Annotated in this window: 16 protein-coding genes, 1 tRNA gene and 2 pseudogenes; 13 read left to right on the top strand and 6 right to left on the bottom strand. The window is 70.3% G+C overall.

Translation table 11 applies throughout. From position 1 onward, the window contains the following. Positions 1-3: 3 nt before the first annotated feature. On the bottom strand, positions 4-870 hold the full coding sequence (ppgK, locus tag E1300_RS20515) for a polyphosphate--glucose phosphotransferase (RefSeq protein WP_207399868.1): 867 nt from the start codon (positions 868-870) through the stop codon (positions 4-6). Between the two features lie 142 nt (positions 871-1012). Between ppgK and sthA the strand changes: the two genes are divergently transcribed. Next, a complete protein-coding gene (gene sthA / locus E1300_RS20510) occupies positions 1013-2416 on the top strand; it encodes a Si-specific NAD(P)(+) transhydrogenase (RefSeq protein WP_131758644.1) in 1404 nt (467 codons plus the stop codon). Here the strand turns inward: sthA and E1300_RS20505 are convergent, their stop codons facing one another. Continuing rightward, positions 2417-2836 (bottom strand): SsgA family sporulation/cell division regulator, encoded by a 420-nt coding sequence (locus E1300_RS20505; protein ID WP_131758643.1) that lies wholly within the window; start codon positions 2834-2836, stop codon positions 2417-2419. Positions 2837-3148: 312 nt separating this feature from the next. Between E1300_RS20505 and E1300_RS20500 the strand changes: the two genes are divergently transcribed. The 3 genes from E1300_RS20500 to E1300_RS20490 all read left to right on the top strand — a co-directional run bounded on the left by E1300_RS20500 (position 3149) and on the right by E1300_RS20490 (position 4725). Continuing rightward, positions 3149-3577 carry a PGPGW domain-containing protein gene (locus tag E1300_RS20500; protein ID WP_131758642.1) on the top strand — a complete coding sequence of 143 codons (429 nt, stop codon included), beginning with the start codon at positions 3149-3151 and terminating at the stop codon, positions 3575-3577. A gap of 1 nt (position 3578) precedes the next feature. After that, positions 3579-4583 carry an ABC-2 transporter permease gene (locus E1300_RS20495; protein ID WP_131758641.1) on the top strand — a complete coding sequence of 335 codons (1005 nt, stop codon included), beginning with the start codon at positions 3579-3581 and terminating at the stop codon, positions 4581-4583. A gap of 70 nt (positions 4584-4653) precedes the next feature. Beyond that, a tRNA-Val gene (locus E1300_RS20490) sits at positions 4654-4725 on the top strand. Positions 4726-5187: 462 nt separating this feature from the next. Here the strand turns inward: E1300_RS20490 and E1300_RS20485 are convergent. Beyond that, positions 5188-5721 carry a transposase gene (locus E1300_RS20485; RefSeq protein WP_278045371.1) on the bottom strand — a complete coding sequence of 178 codons (534 nt, stop codon included), beginning with the start codon at positions 5719-5721 and terminating at the stop codon, positions 5188-5190. 8 nt (positions 5722-5729) lie between these two features. Here E1300_RS20485 and E1300_RS53990 point away from each other — a divergent pair, with 8 nt between their 5' ends. From E1300_RS53990 to E1300_RS20445, 9 genes and pseudogenes are all read left to right on the top strand, one after another. Then, complete coding sequence (locus E1300_RS53990) at positions 5730-6389, top strand: transposase (RefSeq protein WP_370785058.1); 660 nt, start codon at positions 5730-5732, stop codon at positions 6387-6389. 10 nt (positions 6390-6399) lie between these two features. Continuing rightward, positions 6400-6765, top strand: coding sequence for a hypothetical protein (locus E1300_RS20475; RefSeq protein ID WP_131758639.1), 366 nt, complete (start codon positions 6400-6402; stop codon positions 6763-6765). A 369-nt stretch (positions 6766-7134) separates the two neighbouring features. Next, positions 7135-7680: a hypothetical protein gene (locus tag E1300_RS20470; protein WP_131758638.1), complete on the top strand. Its 546-nt coding sequence runs from the start codon at positions 7135-7137 to the stop codon at positions 7678-7680. A 423-nt stretch (positions 7681-8103) separates the two neighbouring features. After that, entirely contained in the window at positions 8104-9672 is a 1569-nt protein-coding gene (locus tag E1300_RS20465) for a thiamine pyrophosphate-binding protein (protein ID WP_207399866.1), read from the top strand. A 672-nt stretch (positions 9673-10344) separates the two neighbouring features. Next, positions 10345-11251: pseudogene (locus E1300_RS20460) on the top strand (CgnE/CgnB domain-containing protein). A gap of 89 nt (positions 11252-11340) precedes the next feature. After that, positions 11341-11484: a hypothetical protein gene (locus tag E1300_RS50170; RefSeq protein ID WP_165502919.1), complete on the top strand. Its 144-nt coding sequence runs from the start codon at positions 11341-11343 to the stop codon at positions 11482-11484. A 75-nt stretch (positions 11485-11559) separates the two neighbouring features. Further along, positions 11560-12852: an amidohydrolase family protein gene (locus E1300_RS20455; RefSeq protein ID WP_131758636.1), complete on the top strand. Its 1293-nt coding sequence runs from the start codon at positions 11560-11562 to the stop codon at positions 12850-12852. Further along, a pseudogene (locus E1300_RS20450) lies at positions 12849-13971 on the top strand (ATP-binding cassette domain-containing protein). The gene E1300_RS20455 and the pseudogene E1300_RS20450 overlap by 4 nt, the downstream one beginning before the upstream one ends. Before the next feature lie 108 nt (positions 13972-14079). Then, positions 14080-14808, top strand: a complete 729-nt coding sequence (locus E1300_RS20445) for an ABC transporter permease (protein ID WP_131758635.1) — start codon at positions 14080-14082, stop codon at positions 14806-14808. A gap of 5 nt (positions 14809-14813) precedes the next feature. Here E1300_RS20445 and E1300_RS20440 read toward each other — a convergent pair whose 3' ends face one another. From E1300_RS20440 to E1300_RS20430, 3 genes are all read right to left on the bottom strand, one after another. After that, a complete protein-coding gene (locus E1300_RS20440; RefSeq protein WP_131758634.1) occupies positions 14814-15443 on the bottom strand; it encodes a DUF5825 family protein in 630 nt (209 codons plus the stop codon). 11 nt (positions 15444-15454) lie between these two features. After that, positions 15455-17368: a RiPP maturation radical SAM C-methyltransferase gene (locus E1300_RS20435; protein WP_131758633.1), complete on the bottom strand. Its 1914-nt coding sequence runs from the start codon at positions 17366-17368 to the stop codon at positions 15455-15457. Positions 17369-17517: 149 nt separating this feature from the next. Next, positions 17518-18546 (bottom strand): alpha/beta hydrolase, encoded by a 1029-nt coding sequence (locus E1300_RS20430; protein ID WP_165502918.1) that lies wholly within the window; start codon positions 18544-18546, stop codon positions 17518-17520. Positions 18547-19130: the final 584 nt, after the last annotated feature.

The raw sequence follows: 19130 nt of genomic DNA, 5'->3' as shown, positions 1-19130 counted from the left end.
ACGTCAGGCGGGCGCCGGATCGGCGCGTCCACCTGCGAGACCGGGACCGTCCGAGGCACCGGTGAGGCCGTCGAACGCACCGGCCTTCCTGACCTCCTGCCCGGACCGCCCGGCGGCGGCCCCGCCCTCCGCGGCGGCGGCCGCCATCGCGGCCCCCACGATCCCCGCGTTGTTGACCAGGGTCGCCGGGACGATCGGCGCCCGCACCCCCTTGATCAGCGGGATGAAGTGGTCCGACTTCTTGCTCACCCCGCCGCTCACGATGATCAGCGAGGGCGAGATCAGCGCCTCCAGATGCCCCATGTAGTCGCTGAGCCGCTTCGCCCACTTCTCCCAGCTCAGATCGTGGTCCTCGCGGGCCTTGGCGGACGCCCGCGACTCGGCGTCGTGGCCGTGCAGCTCCAGATGCCCGAACTCGGTGTTCGGGACGAGGACCCCGTCGGTGAACAGGGCGCTCCCGATGCCGGTCCCGAGGGTCAGCAGGACGACCGTCCCCGACCGGCCCTTCCCGGCGCCGAGCCGCATCTCCGCGACCCCCGCCGCGTCCGCGTCGTTCAGCAGCGTCACCGGCCGCCCGGTCGCCTCCGAGAACAGCCGCTCCGCCTCGTAGCCGATCCACTTCTTCGACACGTTCGCGGCCGACATCGTCACCCCGTCGATCACCACGCCGGGATAGGTCACGCCGACCGGCCCGTCCCAGCCGAAGTGCTCGACGATCTCGCCCACGACTCCCGCGACCGCCTTCGGCTCGGCCGGACGGGGGGTGGGTATCCGGAACCGGTCCGCGGTGAACGTGCCGTCGGACAGATCGACCGTCGCGCCCTTGATCCCCGTCCCGCCGAAGTCGATCCCCAGCATCTCCTTGCTCATGACCTACCTCTGCCCGATCTTCACCGGCCTAAGAGCCCCCGCCGCCGCGTCCGGCGAACCCGGGGCGTCCGGACGGGGACGGATCCATGTTCGTCCGGGGAAAGCCCTTATGGGAACGGCGCCGTCCCGGCAGACTGGGGGCGTGAACGACTTCGATCTGCTCGTGCTCGGGTCGGGCCCCGGCGGGCAGCGCGCGGCCATCGCCGCCGCCAAGCTCGGCCGGCGGGTCGCCATCGTCGACCGCCGCGAGATGATGGGCGGCGTCTGCATCAACACCGGGACGATTCCCTCCAAGACGCTCCGCGAGGCCGTCCTCTACCTGACCGGCCTCAACCAGCGCGAGCTGTACGGCCAGAGCTACCGCGTCAAGGACGAGATCACCGTCGCCGACCTCGGCATGCGGACCCAGCACGTCATCGGCCGCGAGGTCGACGTCATCCGCAGCCAGCTCGCCCGCAACCACGTCACCGTCCTGCCCGGCACCGGCCGGTTCCTGGAGCCCCACACCGTGGGGATCACCGGCGGGCGCGACCGCGAGGTCAAGGTCACCGCCGACAAGATCGTCATCGCCACCGGGACGCGGCCCGCGCGCCCGGAGACCGTCGAGTTCGACGACCGCACGGTCATCGACTCCGACGGGATCATCCACCTCGACCGCATCCCCGAGACGCTGGTCGTCGTCGGCGCCGGGGTGATCGGGATCGAGTACGCCTCGATGTTCGCCGCGCTCGGCACCAAGGTCACCGTGGTCGAGCGGCGCGAGCGGATGCTCGACTTCTGCGACCTGGAGATCGTCGAGGCGCTGAAGTACCACCTGCGCGACCTCGCGGTCACCTTCCGGTTCGGCGAGACCGTCGCGTCCGTCGAGCGGATGGCGCACGGCGCGCTCACCGTCCTGGAGAGCGGGAAGCGCATCCCCGCCGACTGCGTCATGTACTCCGCCGGACGGCAGGGCATGACCGACGAGCTCGACCTGACCGCCGCCGGCCTCGCCCCCGACCGCCGCGGCCGGATCAAGGTGGACGAGAACTACCGCACCGAGGTCGAGCACATCTACGCGGTCGGCGACGTGATCGGCTTCCCCGCGCTCGCCGCCACCTCGATGGAGCAGGGCCGCCTCGCCGCCCACCACGCCTGCGGCGAGCCCGTCTCGGAGATCCACGAGCTCCAGCCGATCGGCATCTACACGATCCCCGAGATCAGCTTCGTCGGCCGCACCGAGGACGCGCTCACCGAGGCCAAGGTGCCGTTCGAGGTGGGGGTGTCCCGCTACCGCGAGCTCGCCCGCGGCCAGATCATCGGCGACTCCTACGGGATGCTCAAGCTCCTCGTGTCGCCGGACGACCGCTCCCTGCTCGGCGTCCACGTCTTCGGGACGGGCGCCACGGAGCTCGTCCACATCGGCCAGACCGTCATGGGCTGCGGCGGCACGGTCGACTACCTGGTCAACGCCGTCTTCAACTACCCCACCCTCGCCGAGTCCTACAAGGTCGCCGCCCTCGACGCGATGAACAAGATGCGGCACATCGCCCGCCTGACCCAGTGATCAGGACGACCAGAGCAGGTTCTCCAGCTCCGCGTCGATGTCGATGAACTCCGACTCCTGCCCCGCCGGGACGGCCTGGTAGGTCCGGTGGAGGAAGTCGGCGAGCGGCGGCAGCGGCACCTCGAACAGCGCGTTCCCGAACGGCGACGACAGCGCGATGTTCAGTGTCGAGTCGTCGTCCACCGCCGCGGGCCAGACCTCGACGTCCCCGTCCCCGACCTTGCGGACGATGCCGACGGTGAGCAGCTCGCGCGCGAAGATCCACTCGACCGGCTCGTCGTCGCCCACGTAGAAGGCCATGCGGATGGCGTACGGGTCGTCCGCCGCGTACTCCAGCCCGGCCAGCAGGGGAACCGTCGTGCGGTCGGGAACGACGAGACGGAGGCCCAGCTCCGCTGAGACGGTGGTGCTGCTGTTCATGGCCATTCCTTCGCACATCGGTACCGCTGGCTCGCGGGCGTTCCCGGCGGGTGGTCGACTTCCCCCACCTCGGATGTCCCCGCGATCTATGACGCCTAACTGCCGGAACTCGGTCGAACATTCCTGGCGGCCCGCGTCCTGTGATCCATCTCACCCGCGCAAAATCAACGCCTGACCTGGGCAGAAGCGGATCTTTCGGGACGATCCACAGTGCCCGGAGGTGCCGCTTGTGTAACGATCCATGGGGTACGTATCGTTCCGCTGGAACGCTCCAGAGGGCCCACGCCCGGCGACCTGGCTTAGGGTAAAACTGTGGCAATAAAACATGAAAAGGACGCGCCCGCGGCCCAGGAGCCCGGGCCGTTCCAGCGCTTCCGCGAGTCCATCCGGCGCAACCCGATCCTCAACACCGCCTGGCGCGTCGGCGTCTTCACCGTCGGCCTGACCGTCCTCGTCGGCGGCCTGGTGATGATGGTCACCCCCGGCCCCGGCATCGTCGCCATCGTCCTCGGCCTCGCCATCCTCGCCACCGAGTTCGCCTGGGCCCAGCGCGCCCTGCACCGCGCCAAGGCCGCCGCGGAACGCGCCAAGGAGAAGGCCCTCGACCCGCGCAAGAAGAGGCGCAACGCCATCCTCGGCGTCGTCGGCGGACTCCTCGTCGGCGCCGCCGTCATCGCCTACCTCGTCGTCTACGACTTCACCCTGCCGTGGAACGTCGAGGACCCGTCCTTCTGGAACTGACATGAAGCCCCGCGAGAAGTCCTTCAGGGAATCACCGTTCCTCCCCGCGGTCGTCCTCCTCGTCATCCTGACGGCCGCCGCCGGACTCTTCGCGGGCTCCTACTGCTACGCCATGGCCAACCCGGCCCCCCGCCACGTCCCCGTCGCCGTCACCGGCCAGGGCGAATCGTCCGCCCTGGTCAAGGCCATGGACGCCAACCTCGACACCACCCTCGCCGTCCACCGCTACGCCACCTACGCCAAGGCCCGCGCCGCCATCGAGCAGCAACGCGCCTTCGCGGTCCTCAACCTCCAGGGCGCCCGCGCCGAACTCGACGTGGCCGCCGCCGCCGGCGCCTCCGTCGCCCGCCTCCTCATCCAGGCCGCCCCCGCCGCCGGACGCCAGGCCGGCGTCCCCCTCACCGTCCGCGACATCAAACCCCTGCAGACAAGCGACCCCCAGGGCCTGGCGATCTTCTACATCTCCCTGGCCTCGGTGATCATCGGCTTCGTCGGCGCGATCCAGCTCAGCGTCCACGCCCGCGCCCTCAACGCCGGCGAGCGCATCGCCTTCACCGCCGCCTACGCCGTCTGCGGAGGCTTCGCCATCTGCGCGATCGTCGACTGGGTCCTCGGCGTCCTCGACCTGCCCTTCTACGAGTCCTGGACGATCGCGGCCCTCACCATGTTCACCAGCGGCATGGTCTTCACGATGTTCAACACCCTCGTCGGCCGCTGGGCGATGATCCCCACCTGGGGCCTCATGGTCCTGATCGGCAACCCGTCCTCCGGCGGCGCCGTCTCCTGGCCCCTCCTCCCGTCCCCCCTCGGCCTGATCGGCCGCTGGCTCCCCCCGGGCGCCTCCGTCAACGCCCAGCACACCGCCATCTACTTCGGCGACCACCAGCACGCCGCCCCCTTCGCCACCCTGGCCGCCTGGAGCCTCGCCGCCACCACGGTCTTCCTCATCTGGCGCCACCGCCACCCCGGCGGCCGCCCCACCGGCGGCGCCCACGCCGCCCACTGAGGGCGCGAACACCCCCGAAGATGCGCTAGAGTTCTCGACGTCGGCCCGCCCTCCAGGGCGACCCGCACCGGGGCGATTAGCTCAGTGGGAGAGCGCTTCGTTCACACCGAAGAGGCCACTGGTTCGAACCCAGTATCGCCCACGTTTTCCCAGCTCAGAGGCCACTATCCATCGGATAGTGGCCTCTTGAGGCTGCACTGAACTGCCGAAGAGGTCACGCACTCGTCAGCCCGCCCCGGCGAGCTGACGGCGTCCCGATCCGTCCGCATTTGTCCTGGTGGCAGTCTCGTTGACAGGCGTGCACCTGTCGCGATCCGGGTCGTCTCGACGCCGTTGTGGGCGAGCTTTGCCTCTGGTGGGAGGGATCTGGGAGATCGTTTCCCTCCCGCTCCGAATGAGGTCACGCGAAGCTCCCTCTGGATCTCACTCTGAGTGACTGGGTGCGTGGAGCCTTCAGCGAGGTCGTTGGCTTACGCAGCCACCCGCCGGGCCACCCGATGGTTCCGTCGCAGGTCTGCGTGTGTGAGTACGCCAGCCGCTGGCTAGAGGGCGTCTGAAAAGGGTCGGGGTGGGTGGCCGGTGAGGCGGTGGAGCAAGGTCATGCTCATCGCCAGGTAGATGACGTATTCGTAGTCCTTGGACAGACGCCGGTACTTGCCAGCCAGGCGAAGGTCCGCTCCACCAGCCAGCGGCGGGCGACCAGGGCGAACCGTGGCACCGTCGGCGACGAACTGCCCTCCTTGCACCAGGTGCCGCGAAAACCGCCGTCGCGGCGAGCGACGATCTGCACGGTGATCTGGAGGACGTCGCGGGCCCAGTCGACGAGGTCCCGGCCGCGGTAGCCCTGGTCGGCCCACACGTGCCGCAACCGCGCGAACGGCTCGTGCGCGCGCCACAACAGCACCGCGGCTCCGTCCCGGTCACCGACACTGGCCGGGCTCACGCACGCCATCAGCACGGTGCCGCAGGTGTCCACCAGCAGATGCCGCTTGATCCCGGGCACCTTCTTGGCCCCGTCGTAGCCGTGCAGCCCGCCCCGGTCGGTGGCCCGCACACTCTGCGGATCCATCACACCCGCGCTGGGGGTGGGGTCTCGACCCGCGCCGGCCCGATCACACTCGCGCAGGTGGGCCAGCATCTGCTCCCATCGCCTGCCGCTACCAGCAGCTCGACGAAGAGATCTCAGAACTCGACCGGCACCTCCAACGACTCGTCGACCAGGCCGCACCCACACTGACAGCAGTCAAGGGACTGGGCACCAGAACGGTCGCATCCCTGCTCATCGCGGTCGGCGACAACCCCGAACGGCTCCGCTCCGAAGCGGCGTTCGCGCATCTGTGCGGGGTCGCACCGATCCCCGCGTCATCGGGCAAGACCAATCGCCACCGCCTCAACCGAACAGGCGACCGGCAGGCCAACCACGCGCTCTACATGATCGCCGTCAGCCGGATGGCATGGGAACCACGCACCCGCGCCTACGTCACGCGCAGAACAGCCGAAGGCAAGACCAAACCCGAGATCATCCGATGCCTCAAACGCCACATCGCCCGCGAGGTCCACCACCTACCGGTCCCCGAACACCCAGCCAGCAACCACAGCACGACCCCGCTTGACAGCTATAAGAGCATCGGCAAGGCCGAGCGATACCACCGCACCCTCGCCGAGGAATGGGCCTGCGCCCGCCCCTACCTGGCCGAGGCCGAACGCCGCGCCGCCCTTGCACCATGGCTGCACATGTACAACCATCACCGCGGCCACACCGGCACCGCGCCCAGCGGCCTAGAGCCCCTTCCCGACCCCCGGTAACAGTCAGAGCATGAGGGAGTTGGCGAACCGGCTGCTGCGCAGCCTGGACAAGGAACGACCGCGCTACGGCTACGGGCGCGGCGGCGGCCCGCTGTGGGACGAACGCAGCCGCGACGCCGAGGGGATCCGCCGCGTGCTGCGCAAGGCCGAGTTCCAAGAGTTCGGCGATAACGGCAGCGGGTTCGCCGTCGAGACCGACAGCGAGACCGAGGGCGGCCCCTTCCTCGTCAGCGCCGCCGTCAGCAGCGACGAGGACGTCCGCGCGGTGATCGCCGCCTACACGCGCGCGCTGACCGCCCAAGGGTGGCGCGTCGAGCCCGACAGCGGCCCCGACTTCCAGCCCGGGATCATCGAGGTCACGATCACCTCGCGCTGACGCGCCGAGTTGATCGCCGGTGCCGCGACCGCACAGAGCGAGCTTTGAGAATGCGCTCCGGCCAGGACCCGTCCCTACCGTTCTGATCATGGGTCGCCCGGGCCGTCGACGTCGTAGCCGGTCCAACCAGGTGTCACGGTCGATGGGCCGTCCGCCACGGCCCCACTGGACCAGGGCCGTCACCTGGCCGGCCTGCCAGGTCCGGCCGTCGCCCGGCCATGGACCGTCAGGGGCGGCGGTGGTGGTCTGGGTGGTGATCCGGACTCGGGCGGAGCCGGGGGTGCGGCCGTACCGTGCCGCGTGTACCGGGGGCGGATACTGTCGTCCCTGTAGGCGCGCAGATCCGCCCCGGCGGCAGGGGAGAAGATCATGACGAGGGCTACGGTCGGGCGGACGGCCTGTCTCGGTCTGGCGGCGGTCATGCTTCCGTTCACCCTCGCCGCCGAATGTGACAAGCCGCCCGCGACGCCGGACCTCACCTGGGCCGTCTACGACCGTGATGCCAGCGATACCAAAGAACTGCCGCAGAACTCGAAGGCGTACGCGTCGGCGAGGCACCGCGTCATCGTCACGTTCCGCGCGAGCGACCCCGGCGGGGTCACGAATGTCGCCACCTGGGCCGACCGTCGATGGTCGAGCGTGTCCTGCCGCGACACCATCGGCGCCTCGTACGAGATCGGGTCGCAGGTCGGCTTGCCCCGCGTCGACACTCCGATCAATCCCGGCCTCTACTACGGCTTCTCCATGCGTCCGGCGGTGGTGGCGAACCAGCTCTCCTGCGGACGGCATGACGTCGGCGACAACACGCTCCTCAACTTCCACGTCGTGAGCGGAACCATCCGGTACCAGGGCGAGGAGACGACCGCCAACGGTGACAAGCACGAGGTCTTCTTGGACGTGCAGTTCATCCCGTAGGTACCCGGCCTGGCGCCTCCCGCCACCGCCGACACCGCCCTGTCAGGAGCCTCCTCGTCACGGCAGAGGCGCCTTTGATGCGGACCGGGCGGGCGATGACGATCGCCACCATGGTGTCCGAGGGTCACCGGGTTCGTTCGCACGATGGTCCTGGTCGCCGCGCTCGGGTTGGGGACGCGGCTGCTGGATGCCTACACCGCGGCGAACGTCACCCCGAACACGATCACCTGGGATTCCTTGTGTCCGGACGCGGCCCGAACGGCCCAGCAATCTCATCGGATGTCCCGGCAGACCCGATGCAAGCGGCGAGCGGCGAATCACTTGGCGGGCTGTTCGTTGCGCCGTTCAGTGACGTGCCGGGGTGGGATCTGCGGGGGAGTGCGTGAGCGTTGGTCGCGCGGGTGTCGTGGTTACCATGTGGCGATGTCTCAGGTGACCTTGCCGGTTTCGGGAGGGCGGGCGCTGGTCAGGTCGCTGGCCGCGCATGGTGTCGAGCGGGTCTTCGGTATTCCGGGGACGCACAACCTGGAGACCTACTCCTGGCTGGAGGCTTACGGGATCACGCATACCGCGGCCCGGCATGAGCAGGGTGCTGGGTACGCGGCCGACGCCTACGCGCGCGTCACAGGACGTCCCGGTGTCGTGGTCGTGACGACCGGGCCCGGCGTGCTCAACGCGGCCACGGCCGCCGCGCAGGCTTACTCCGACAGTGTTCCGGTGCTCGTGGTCTCGCCGGGCATGGCGGCGGGGCCGGGCGGGCTCGGGCGGCTGCACGAGACCAAGGACCAGACGGGAGCGCTCGGCGCCATCGTCGAATGGAGCCATCGGGTGTCGACGGTCGCCGAGGTCGAGGCGGCCGTGGCGCGCGCGTTCGGCTTTCTGACGGGGCCGGGGCGCCGGCGGCCGGTCCACGTCGAGATACCGCTCGACGTGATGACCGGACGGGCCGAACTCCAGGACGCACCGCCGGTCTGCCCGCCGGTGGACGCCGGGGCCGCCGCGGCGGATTCGGTCGAAGCCGCCGCGCAAGCGCTGGTCTCGGGGACGGTGACGATCGTGGCCGGCGGCGGATCGCGCCGGGCCGCCGCCGAGGTCGCGGCGCTCGCCGGGTTGCTGGGCGCGCCGGTCGTGACGACGGCCAACGGCAAAGGCGTCCTGTCCGAGGACGATCCGCTGTCGCTGGGAGTGGGGCTGCATCTGCCGGTGGTCCAGGAGAGGCTCACCAGCTGCGACATCGTGGTGGCGGTCGGCACCGAGCTCGCGGAGTCGGACTTCTGGTGCGAGCCGCCCGCGCTGCCCCAGGTCGTCCGCGTCGACCTCGACCCGGGCCACGGCGGGCACCGCCTGGCGGGGGACGCCGCGCTGACCCTGCGCGCCCTGATCGGCCGCCTGACGTCGCTGGGGCGGCGAAGCGGAGCGGGTGGGGAGTTGCCGTCCTTGCGGCGCACCAGGGACCAGCAGGCCCGCGAGATGGGGCGGCGCCGGCTGGGCTGGCTCGCGGCCGTCCGCTCCGCGCTCGCACCCGACGCGATCATCACGAGCGACTCGGCGATGGCCTGCTACTACGGCGCCCTGCCCAACCTGCCGATCGGGCCGGCGGGACGGTACCTGCACCCGACCGGCTACGGCACGCTCGGCTACGCGCTGCCCGCCGCGGTCGGGGCCAAGGTCGCGGCGCCGGGCAGGCAGGTGGTCGCGCTGTCGGGCGACGGTGGACTGCAGTACACCGTCGGCGAGCTCGCCACCGCGGCCGACCTGGGGCTGCCGCTGCCGGTGGTGGTGTTCGACAACGGCGGGTACGGGGAGATCCGCGCCCAGATGCTGGAACGCGGCGACATGCCGGTCGGCGTCGACCACCGCACTCCCGACCTGCCGTTGATCGCCCGCGGGTACGGGTGGCGAGGGAACGGTCGCGCCGAGCCCGGAGGCGCTCGCGGAGGCGTTGCGGCAGGCCCTTCACCGCGACCGGCCCACGGTCATCGTCGTCCCTGAAGAAGGCCCGTGACCGCCGTCCGGGCGTACTCAGTTGGGCGGGGAATGCCTACGCAATACGAAGTATGAGGCTCCATCAGTCGGAGGTAGTGCATGCCCTGCTGAGCGGTGCCGCGGCCGGCGGCACGACCCCGCGGGAGGCCGCGGTGGCCATCGCCGAGGCCAACGGCGAGGCGGCGGACGCCGGCCATGCGGGAACGGGCTCCCATTCCGGGCTCCGTTCGCCATCCGGATTCGGCTCGCCCGGCTTCGGCTGAACGCGTCCGTGCACGCGTCTCGTGCGCGCGTCTCACCATTTGTCATCAGACCCGGTCACCACGAGGTGTGCGAGGGGCTGAGAATCGGCTACGCCCATTACATATTTCGCAGCAATTCGTGTAGTAATTTCGGACTAGTTCGATGGTGGGAGTAGTGGCAGTGTGGGCTGTGAGCTGCGGTTACATGATTGTGGCCGCCCATTGTCAAACGTTGCCGACTTCCACTTGTCTTTCTCGAAGATCTGCCCTTGACATTGCTCACAAGGGTGCGCAATATTGGCCTGAGCAACTGGAAAAAGATCCATCGGATTGTGAGACGAGTGGGTTGGGAATGATGGATGACCCGGCGCCCGGCGGCACGCACAGTGACTCCCGGAATCTTCGTTAAATATTCCCCGACGGGGAAATCCATGCGGTGAGCGACGATGAGACGCTCCTCCAGGCCGCCTCCGAGTACGGACTCGCCGGCATCCCGATGGACGAGGCCGACGGCCTCCCCGCCGGGGCCAACGTGGTCCTCTTCCTCCGGAACCACCTGCTGAGCAGGGAGCTCCGCCAGCGCTTCCGCCGGGCCAAGGTGCTGTTCGTCCCGATCTCCAGCTTCGACACCGACCTCGAGTCGGCGCTCTACACCCTGCGGCTCACGTTCCTCACCGACTACACCGCCGCCGTCGCGCGGACCCGCCGGTGGATCGAGGACCTCGGGAGCCAGACCGAGCCGATCAGTTTCGTCTCGAAGGGGCCGTGCTCGACCGGGGAGCCCGGAACCAGCGTCGTCTGCACGCTCGCCGAAGACCTGACGCTCGACGCCTGGGTCTCGCCCACGATCGGCCCCGGGCAGTGGGTCGGCGTCGGGAGCTACTGCGAGATCGCCCTCACCACCCGCCCCTCGCCGGACCGCCGCGTCCCTTCACGATCGACGGCACCGTCGCGGCCGCCGGTGTGCTGGCCGCCCGCGACCCGCGGTTCGACGAGGCCGGCGACGTCCGCATCCGGGCCGCGAACGAGCTGCGGCGCGAGCTCAACCGGCGGGCGCCGATCATGCTGAGGATGAAGGGCGGCGTCCTGTCCGACGTGCGCGCGGGCGGCGAGGACTTTATCGAGGCGCTCCGCGAGGTGACCAACCCCGCGTCGGGCTGCACGCCCTCGAACTCGGCCTCGGGACCAACCAGCACGTCCTGCCGCAGGTCGACTGGTCGGTCAACTCGCAGCTGAACGAGGGCGCGGGCCCGGTGCACATCGGGTTCGGAGACGGCGTCACCGGCGCTCACATGAACTTCGTGGTGGCGGATGCCGCCCATCATTTCGGCCGGTCGACCTGACGGCCGTCCCCGGTGTCCGCGGGGCGTTCGGACAGTGCCCCGCGGCGATTCCCAGGTCCCTTCAACGGAGAAAGGGGGTGAACGGCCAAATGCGTAACATCTCTATTTCGGACCAGTCCTGGACGGCGTCCGAGTCCATGGAGAACCAGGAGTCCGCCGAGGTGCAGGAGCTCGACGGGTCCGCCGACGCGGAGTTCGAGCGCAGCCTCAGCTTCAGCTACGCCCGGATCTGATCTAAGATCCAGATCGGTGAGGGCGGCGGTCGTCTTTCCGCCGCCCTCACCGCTCCCTCGGGAAAGGATAGGTGGATGGACAAGGCAGACGACCGCCACATCGTCATTTCGGCGGACGGCCATTGTGGTGCCTCGGTGACCGGGTACCGGGACTATCTGGAGTCGTCCTACCTGGAGGACTTCGACCGGTGGGAGTCGACCTTCGAGGTCCCCTACGAAGACATGAAGGGCGAGGAGGGTTCGCGCAACTGGGACTCCGACCGCCGGTTGCGCGATCTCGAAGAGGACGGGGTCGTGGCGGAGGTCCTGTACCCCAACACGGTCCCGCCGTTCTTCTCGACGTCCTCCCTGGCGAGCGGCCAGGCCGCCGTGCCGAACGCGGAGGAGCTGCGCCGTAGGCGTGCCGGGCTCCAGGCGCACAACCGTTGGCTGGCCGACTTCTGCTCGCAGGCGAAGGGGCGCCGCGCGGGCGTGATGCAGGTCCTGCCGCACGACATCGACGCGGCCGTCGCGGACGTCCGCGCGGGCGTCGCGGCCGGTCTGCACGGCGGGGTGCTGCTTCCCGGCGTGCCGCCGGGCTCCGGCCTGCCGCCGCTCTACCACCACGACTATTACGCGCCCCTGTGGGAGACCTGCGCCGAGCTTGGAATCCCGATCAACTGCCACAGCGGCGGTTCGGGCCCGCGGACGGGTGACCGCGAGGAAGACGACATGTTCTTCCTCATGGAGATGAAGTGGTGGGACCAGAGGACGCTGCGCCACCTCATCCTGGGCGGCGTGCTCGAACGCCACCCCGGGCTGAAGTTCGTGTTCACCGAGGTCGGGGCCGACTGGATTCCCGGCCTGCTCAAGTCCATGGACCGCTTCTTCGACTCGGCCCGCACCCCCTCCGGGCTGTCGGGCGACGAGGTGACCTACCACGGGTCGCACGTCATCGACCGACTGTCGCTGCGCCCGAGCGAGTACTGGCAGCGGCAGTGCTATGTGGGCGCGAGCTTCCTGCATCCGAACGAGACCGCCAAACGGGGACTCGTGGGCGTCGACAAGATCATGTGGGGCAGCGACTACCCGCACATCGAGGCGAGCTTCCCCTACTCGCGCGAGGCCATCCGGTTCGCCCTCGGCGGTGTGCCCGCCGACGAGGCCGCCGCGATGCTCGCCGGCAACGCGGCCGAGGTCTACGGCTTCTCCCTGGACGAGCTCCGTCCGGTCGCCGCGCGGATCGGACCCGGCCGCGACGACGTGGAGGCCGGACTCGACCCGGCCACGCTGCCGCCGGAGGCGGCGAAGTGCCCTGCCTTCGCGGGCGCCATGCCCGGCGCGGCGACGACGCAGCTCGGCGACAACCGCAAGTCCGTCGAGAAGTGACCGAGACCGGGCCCGCCGCGGTCGAGACGTCGGGTCTGGTCAAGACGTTCGGCGCGACCCGGGCGCTGGACGGTGTCGATCTGTCGGTGCCCCGCGGCTCGGTCTACGGGCTGCTCGGCCCGAACGGCGCGGGCAAGACCACCGCCGTCCGGGTGCTGGCGACCCTGGTCCGCCCCGACGGCGGCGCCGCCAGGATCTTCGGGTACGACGTGCGGCGAGAGCCCGACGCGGTGCACGGCCGTGTCGGGCTGACGGGCCAGTTCGCCTCGGTCGACGAGGACCTCACCGGCACCGAGAACCTGGTGCTGCTGGGCCGCCTGGCCGGGCACCGCAGGAGGGCGGCGCGCGAGCGCGCGGCCTCTCTGCTGGAGGCGTTCGGGCTCGCGGCCGCCGCCGGGCGGCAGGTCAAGAACTACTCCGGCGGGATGCGGCGCCGGCTCGACATCGCGGCCAGCCTCCTCAACACCCCGGAACTGCTCTTCCTGGACGAGCCCACCACCGGACTGGACCCGCGCGGCCGCAACGACGTCTGGGAGATCGTCCGGCTCGTGGTCGCGTACGGCACGACGGTGCTGCTGACCACGCAGTACCTCGACGAGGCCGACCGGCTCGCCGACCGCATCGCGGTCATCGACCACGGCAGGATCATCGCCGAGGGCACCCGGGCAGCTGAAGGCGTCGGTGGGCGCCGGCTCGGTGCACGTCCGGGTGCGCGACGTCCGCCGGCGCGAAGAGGCGCGCCGGCTCCTCGCGCGCGCCCTGCGCGCCCCGGTTGCGGTGGGCGCCGACCCGTTCGTCCTCACCGCCCGTATGGACGACCTGGGCCCCGGCAACGGAGCCGCCGAGCAGGCGTCCTATGCCCTGGCCGTGCTGGCCGCGTCCGGCATCGTGGTCGACGACTTCTCCCTCGCCCGGCCCAGCCTCGACGAGGTGTTCCTGACCCTCACCGACCGGCCGGCCGGAAACGGCACCGGCAGCACCGGCACCGGCACCGGCCGCAACGGCAGCAGCGGCACCGGCGGCGGGGGCGGCGGCCGCACCGACGGCACTGGCACCGGCGGTGGCAGCGGGGGCGGGGCCGGTATCGGTTGCGGTGGGAACGCGGGGGCGGCGGCGTGAGTGCCGCGCCGTGGCTCGGGGAGGAGCCCGACGTTCCCGGGCCGTCCTCCAAGCTCTTCGAGGCGGTGCTGGCGCCGGCAGCCGCGGCCCGGTCCGTGGTCGGCGTCGATGACCTTCGGCTGGCGCGCGATGCTCAAGATCAAGCACGTGCCCGAGCAGCTGCTGGACGTCACCGTCCTCCCCGTGATCACTACGCTGATGTTCACCTATCTGTTCGGGGGAGCGCTGGCCGACTCGGCCACCGACTACCTGCAGTACCTGCTGCCGGGCACGATGGTGATGAGCGTGGTCATGACCACCATGTACACCGGCCTCGCGGTCAACACCGACATCCGCAAGGGCGTCTTCGACCGGTTCCGCAGCATCCCGATGTGGCGCCCCGCGCCGATGGTCGGCTACCTGCTCGGCGACGCGTTCCGCTACACCATGGCATCGGCGGTGATCCTGGCGCTCGGGCTGGTCCTGGGATTCCGCCCGCGCGGCGGCCCGGTCGGCGTGCTGCTGGGGATCGCGGTGCTGGTGGCCTTCTCGTTCGCCCTCTCCTGGGTCTGGACGGCGCTCGGCCTGGTGCTGCGTTCGGAGAAGTCCGTCGTCGGCGTCAGCATGCTGCTGATGTTCCCGCTGACCTTCCTCAGCAACATCCTGGTCAGCCCGGCCACCATGCCCGGCTGGTTGCAGGTCTTCGTGAACAACAACCCCGTCACGCACCTGGTGGCGGCGGTCCGGGACCTGATGACGGGCCACGCGGGCACCGAACTGGCCTGGGTCGCCGGCTGGGGGGCCGCCCTGGTCGCCGTGTTCGGCCCGCTCACCATGTGGATCTACAACCGCAGGTGACCGGTTCAGCCCCGGGTGTCGGGCCAGCGGTGGAGGCGGTACGGAAGCCACCAGAGGTAGGGCCCGATCTCCATCACCAGCCGGTGCCTGAGCAGGACGTCCGCGATCGCCGGTGAGACCGACTCGCGCGGCGCGCCCTGGTCGAGGATCCGCACAGCGTCGAGGTGGGGCTGCCGACCGAGGGTGGGCCGCCGCGCGGCACCCGCCCGCGCGTCGCGCACGTGGATGAACCCCGGACCCTTGCGGTAGAGCAGGCTCCCGTAACGGTAGGAGCCGCGCCATCGCCCGGCGGCCTCGCCGCCGCCTCCGGGCGCGACGGCGGAAGGCGGGTAGAGGTGCTGGAGCAGCTCGACCGGGAAGTCGTCGTCGCTCTCCAGCGTCCACCGCGCCGCCAGGCCGATCCTGGTGAGCTCCCGGACCAGCGCGAGCTGCTTCACGGCGTGGCCGAGATCGGCGCCCGTCCGGACGTCGACGGGGTCGCGCGAGTCGACCCTGCGGGCGCCCTGCTCGCTGAACCGCAGCGCGGTGGCGGTCGCCGTGCCGTCCCCGGCGAGAGCGTCGCCGAGGAGCATCCCTGGGATCTCCCCGGCCGCGGCGGTGTACTCCCGCCAGAGCGTGACCTTGATGTCCGGCATGCCGTTCCCCTTCAGCGTTGGGAGACCAGCCGCGACGCCTCCGGCGCCGCGGCCGCGGCACGGTGGTGGCCGGCCGTCCTCGTCCGCTGCAACTCGCGGTTCTCAGCCATGGCCGCGACGTGGATGAAGTGGTCGTTGTCGGTGAAGACGACGCCGCGCTCCCGCCACCCCGCGAGGACCGCGGAGACGGCGGCCTCGGGGAAGTCGCGGGCGAGCTCCGCCGACAGCTTGCGGGAGAGCACCGGGATGCTGCGCGGGTAGTCGAGCAGCCGGAACATCGCGCGTTCCGCCGGATCATCGAGCACCAGCGTCGACCACGGGAAGTGCGGCCGGGTGTTGATGAGGACGATGCTCTCGCCCAGGTCGTGGAAGGTGAGGCGGCTGTCGGCCGCGGCCTCCTGCCAGGCGGCGGTCGCGGCCCCCAGCCGGTCGGCGAGGCCGGTGCCGATCCCCGCCGGCTCCGCGTCGAAGGAGTGGCTGAGCTCGTACGACTCGCTCTCGGGAAGGTCGTAGATCAGCCGATGCGGACGGGCGGGCCGCAGATCGGGGAAGCCCAGCTCGGGCTGGTTGAAGTAGGGGCTGAACCGTTCGATGACGATCCGCGCGATGGCCTCGGGCGGCCTCAGGTGGTGCAGGGCGGGGAACTGGTCGATGACGGCCGTGTAGTCGGCGGCTGTCTCTCCGGGGAAGCCGTAGAGGTAGTTCCAGAGGACCTTGATGCCCAGCGACTCGGCGTCCCGGATGATGCGGACGTTCTGGCAGCCCGTCACGCCCTTGTCCATCAGCTTCAGGACATGGCTGCTGAGGTTCTCGATGCCCGGCTGGATCACCGCGACGCCCGCGTCGGCGAAGGCCTGGAGCTGGTGGCGCTTGAGGTTCGACTTCACCTCGCAGTGCAGGCGCAGGTCGTAGTCGGCCTCGGCGAGCCGGGGCAGGAGCGAGGTGATGTAGGCCATGTCCAGGATGTTGTCGACCACGTAGACGTCGAGGGCGCGGTGCCGTTCGACCAGCTCGATGATCTCGTCGAAGAACCGTCCGGGGCTCTTGCTCCGGAACTCCATGAGGGAGCCGTTCAGGCCGTAGAAGGTGCAGTGGTGCTTGGCTCCCCACCAGCACCCGCGCGACCCCTCCACGACGAGCACCGGCTCGACCCATGAGCGTGCCACCGACGTCGGCCAGCGCTCGAAGAAATCGTCGAAGTCGGGCGGGACGAGGGCCCCCGGGGGAAGCGGCTTCTCCGCCATCGGATTGACCGCCGCGATACCGTCCGGTCTGCGCCAGCATAGGCCGGGAATATCGTCGAGCTTCCCGTTGCCGCGCAGTGCCTCGACCAGTGCCGGGAAATTCAGCTCGCCTTCCCCGCGGACGACGTGGTCGATGTACGGGAAATTGCGGTGAATGGCGGCGCCCTGGACGCCGTCGCAGTTCGCGCCACCGAACACCGTCACGATGTGCGGGGCGAGCCGCTTGACCCGCGCCGCGGCGGCGAGGGAGGCGGCGTTCTGCTGGAACGTGGAGGTGAACCCGACGACGTCGGGCTCCATCGCGACGATGCGCTCGGCGAAGTCCTGGACGAACTCGTCGCTCAGCGCCCGCAGCCGCAGCATCAGGTCGACCCGCTCGTCCGGGAACCGCTCGCGCGCCAGCTGCTCGAACTCGTCCGCGTGGCGCTCGGTGTCGTGCAGCGCGGGAGCGAATACCCAGTCGCCGCAGCTCTCGAAATGCGAGTCGACGGCGAAGAATTTGTAGTCATCTAGAAGAAGGGGCGAACGCTCGGCGAGCCAGTCGATGTAGTCGAGGTTTCCGCAGATGGTCTGGACGTCGACGTCGGTGAGCCTGGTGCGGCCCAGCCGGGTGAGGATACCGAGCGCGATCGGCGGCATGTCGATCGCAGCCCACGGCATCGAGACCAGGAGAATGCGCATTGCTCGCCGCCCAAGTAAATCACCGGACATCACCAATAAGAGGCAGAATATTGCCAGGTAGGGCGGCCTGCAATACGCCGAATGATGGCGCCGGCTAGTTCTCAATGTGTACGTACAACTGACTACGCCTCGGCGGCCGTTGTCAGCCGCTAACGGCACGGAGCCGCGCTCGTCCAGGCGGGCACCGGGAGCGGCTCGTCGCGCAGGAAGGCCGTGACGAGGCCCAGGTACGCCGCGGGCGCGTCGTAGTGGATCACATGTCCGGCGCGGGGCAGGCACACCAGCGTCGATGCGGTGAGGATCTCCGCGTACTGCCGGGTCGGCTCCCAGGGAACGTAGTTGCAGCCGCCGGTGACGATCAGCGCGGGAGTGCGGTTGCCCGCGAGCAGCCGGCGGGTCTCGGCCTGCGTGCGCGTGGTCCTCGCGTCGCGCGTCGTGAAGATGTTGGTGTACAGGCCGTTGCCTCGCGTGCGTCCGCCGGGCAGGTGCGCGGGATCGCAGACCGTGGCCGGGCTGACCAGGTCGAGATAGCCGTCGAAGAACGCGTCCGCCTCCCGGTCGGACACCATCCGGTGGGCCGCCTGCGGATTGACCGCGCCGAGGGCTAGCCACAAGGTGAACCGCGTCGTGCCGGGCAGCAGCCCGTCCGCCCGCTTCCGCTGGCGCGCGGGCAGCCGGGACGACACCGAGCCCGCCCCGTATTGCGCGTAGTCGATCGGCGCGGGCGAGGTGGAGACCGCCTTAGCGACCCGGTCGGGATGGCGGGCCAGGTAGCTCGCGACCAGGCTGCCGCCCCAGGACGACCCCATGAGCACTAGGCGGTCGGCGCCAAGCGCCTGCCGGATCCCCTCCAGGTCGTCGACGTGGCACCGCACCGTGTACCCGGCCGGATCGTCCAGCCGGGACGAGAGCCCCGCGCCGAGCTGGTCGTACACGTACACGGGCCGGCCGAGGCGCGCCAGCTGCCCGAAGTACCGCGCCTGCGAGGCGTCGGAGACGACGGCCTCACCGGGACCGCCCCCGACGAGGACGATCGGCGCTGACGCGAGCTTCGCCTCACCGGTCGCGGGGATCTCCAGATAGGCGAGCCGGGACCCGGTCGGCAGCGTCCAGTACCGAACGTCCGCCGCCGCGGCGAACGGCCGCGCGACGTCGGCGGCCGGCAGCGGGCGCGACACCGTCACCGTGGCCGTAACGACCAGGACGACGGTGGCGGCGGCCCCGACGACGACGCCCCACCACCGCGCCGCCCGCGCGCCCCGACATCCGTGCGACGAGCCACGCCCCGCCTGTTCCCGCGACCACGCAGGCCACCACCGCGGCCCCGGCCAGCACCCCCACCTCGTTGCTGACGATCGCCATCCCGAAGAACGCGCCCGCCGCCGCCAGCCAGGCCACCACCAAAGTCACTCCAACGGCGAGCCCCGCGACCAGAACGCGCCACCACGTCCCGAATCTCCCGCGCTTCTCACGTTCCCCGGTCGCGCCAATGGTCTCGTTGTCCACGTTTCAGTGAATAACCCACCAAGGACCACCAAAACAGTGACATCAAGGTCACCTCAGCCAGGACGCCTGGCCGGCCTGGAACGCCACCGGCCGTTCCGCCATCCGGCACCCGAAGGCCTAGGGCCTGTTTCTTGGATCGACTGACGGTGGGCGTTGATTGGGTCACTGTGGGTTGATGGGTCGTCGTGGTGACTTGACCGATGCGCAGTGGGAGCGGCTGGCGCCGTTGCTGCCACCGACGGGCGGGCGGGGTGGT

Source organism: Actinomadura fibrosa (genome assembly GCF_900659615.1).
Lineage (GTDB): Bacteria > Actinomycetota > Actinomycetes > Streptosporangiales > Streptosporangiaceae > Spirillospora > Spirillospora fibrosa.
The sequence above is the reverse complement of the archived record's forward strand: the minus strand, read 5'-3'. Positions and strand labels throughout refer to the sequence as shown.

Bases quoted from the DNA above. Each gene is read 5' to 3' on its own strand.
- E1300_RS20495 (WP_131758641.1), top strand. From the start codon at position 3,579: ATGAAGCCCCGCGAGAAGTCCTTCAGGGAATCACCGTTCCTCCCCGCG.
- E1300_RS20435 (WP_131758633.1), bottom strand. From the start codon at position 17,368: ATGCGCATTCTCCTGGTCTCGATGCCGTGGGCTGCGATCGACATGCCG.
- E1300_RS20445 (WP_131758635.1), top strand. From the start codon at position 14,080: ATGACCTTCGGCTGGCGCGCGATGCTCAAGATCAAGCACGTGCCCGAG.
- E1300_RS20485 (WP_278045371.1), bottom strand. From the start codon at position 5,721: ATGCTGGCCCACCTGCGCGAGTGTGATCGGGCCGGCGCGGGTCGAGAC.
- E1300_RS50170 (WP_165502919.1), top strand. From the start codon at position 11,341: ATGCGTAACATCTCTATTTCGGACCAGTCCTGGACGGCGTCCGAGTCC.
- E1300_RS20440 (WP_131758634.1), bottom strand. From the start codon at position 15,443: ATGCCGGACATCAAGGTCACGCTCTGGCGGGAGTACACCGCCGCGGCC.
- E1300_RS20505 (WP_131758643.1), bottom strand. From the start codon at position 2,836: ATGAACAGCAGCACCACCGTCTCAGCGGAGCTGGGCCTCCGTCTCGTC.
- E1300_RS20470 (WP_131758638.1), top strand. From the start codon at position 7,135: ATGACGAGGGCTACGGTCGGGCGGACGGCCTGTCTCGGTCTGGCGGCG.
- ppgK (WP_207399868.1), bottom strand. From the start codon at position 870: ATGAGCAAGGAGATGCTGGGGATCGACTTCGGCGGGACGGGGATCAAG.
- E1300_RS20475 (WP_131758639.1), top strand. From the start codon at position 6,400: ATGAGGGAGTTGGCGAACCGGCTGCTGCGCAGCCTGGACAAGGAACGA.
- E1300_RS20465 (WP_207399866.1), top strand. From the start codon at position 8,104: ATGTCTCAGGTGACCTTGCCGGTTTCGGGAGGGCGGGCGCTGGTCAGG.
- E1300_RS20455 (WP_131758636.1), top strand. From the start codon at position 11,560: ATGGACAAGGCAGACGACCGCCACATCGTCATTTCGGCGGACGGCCAT.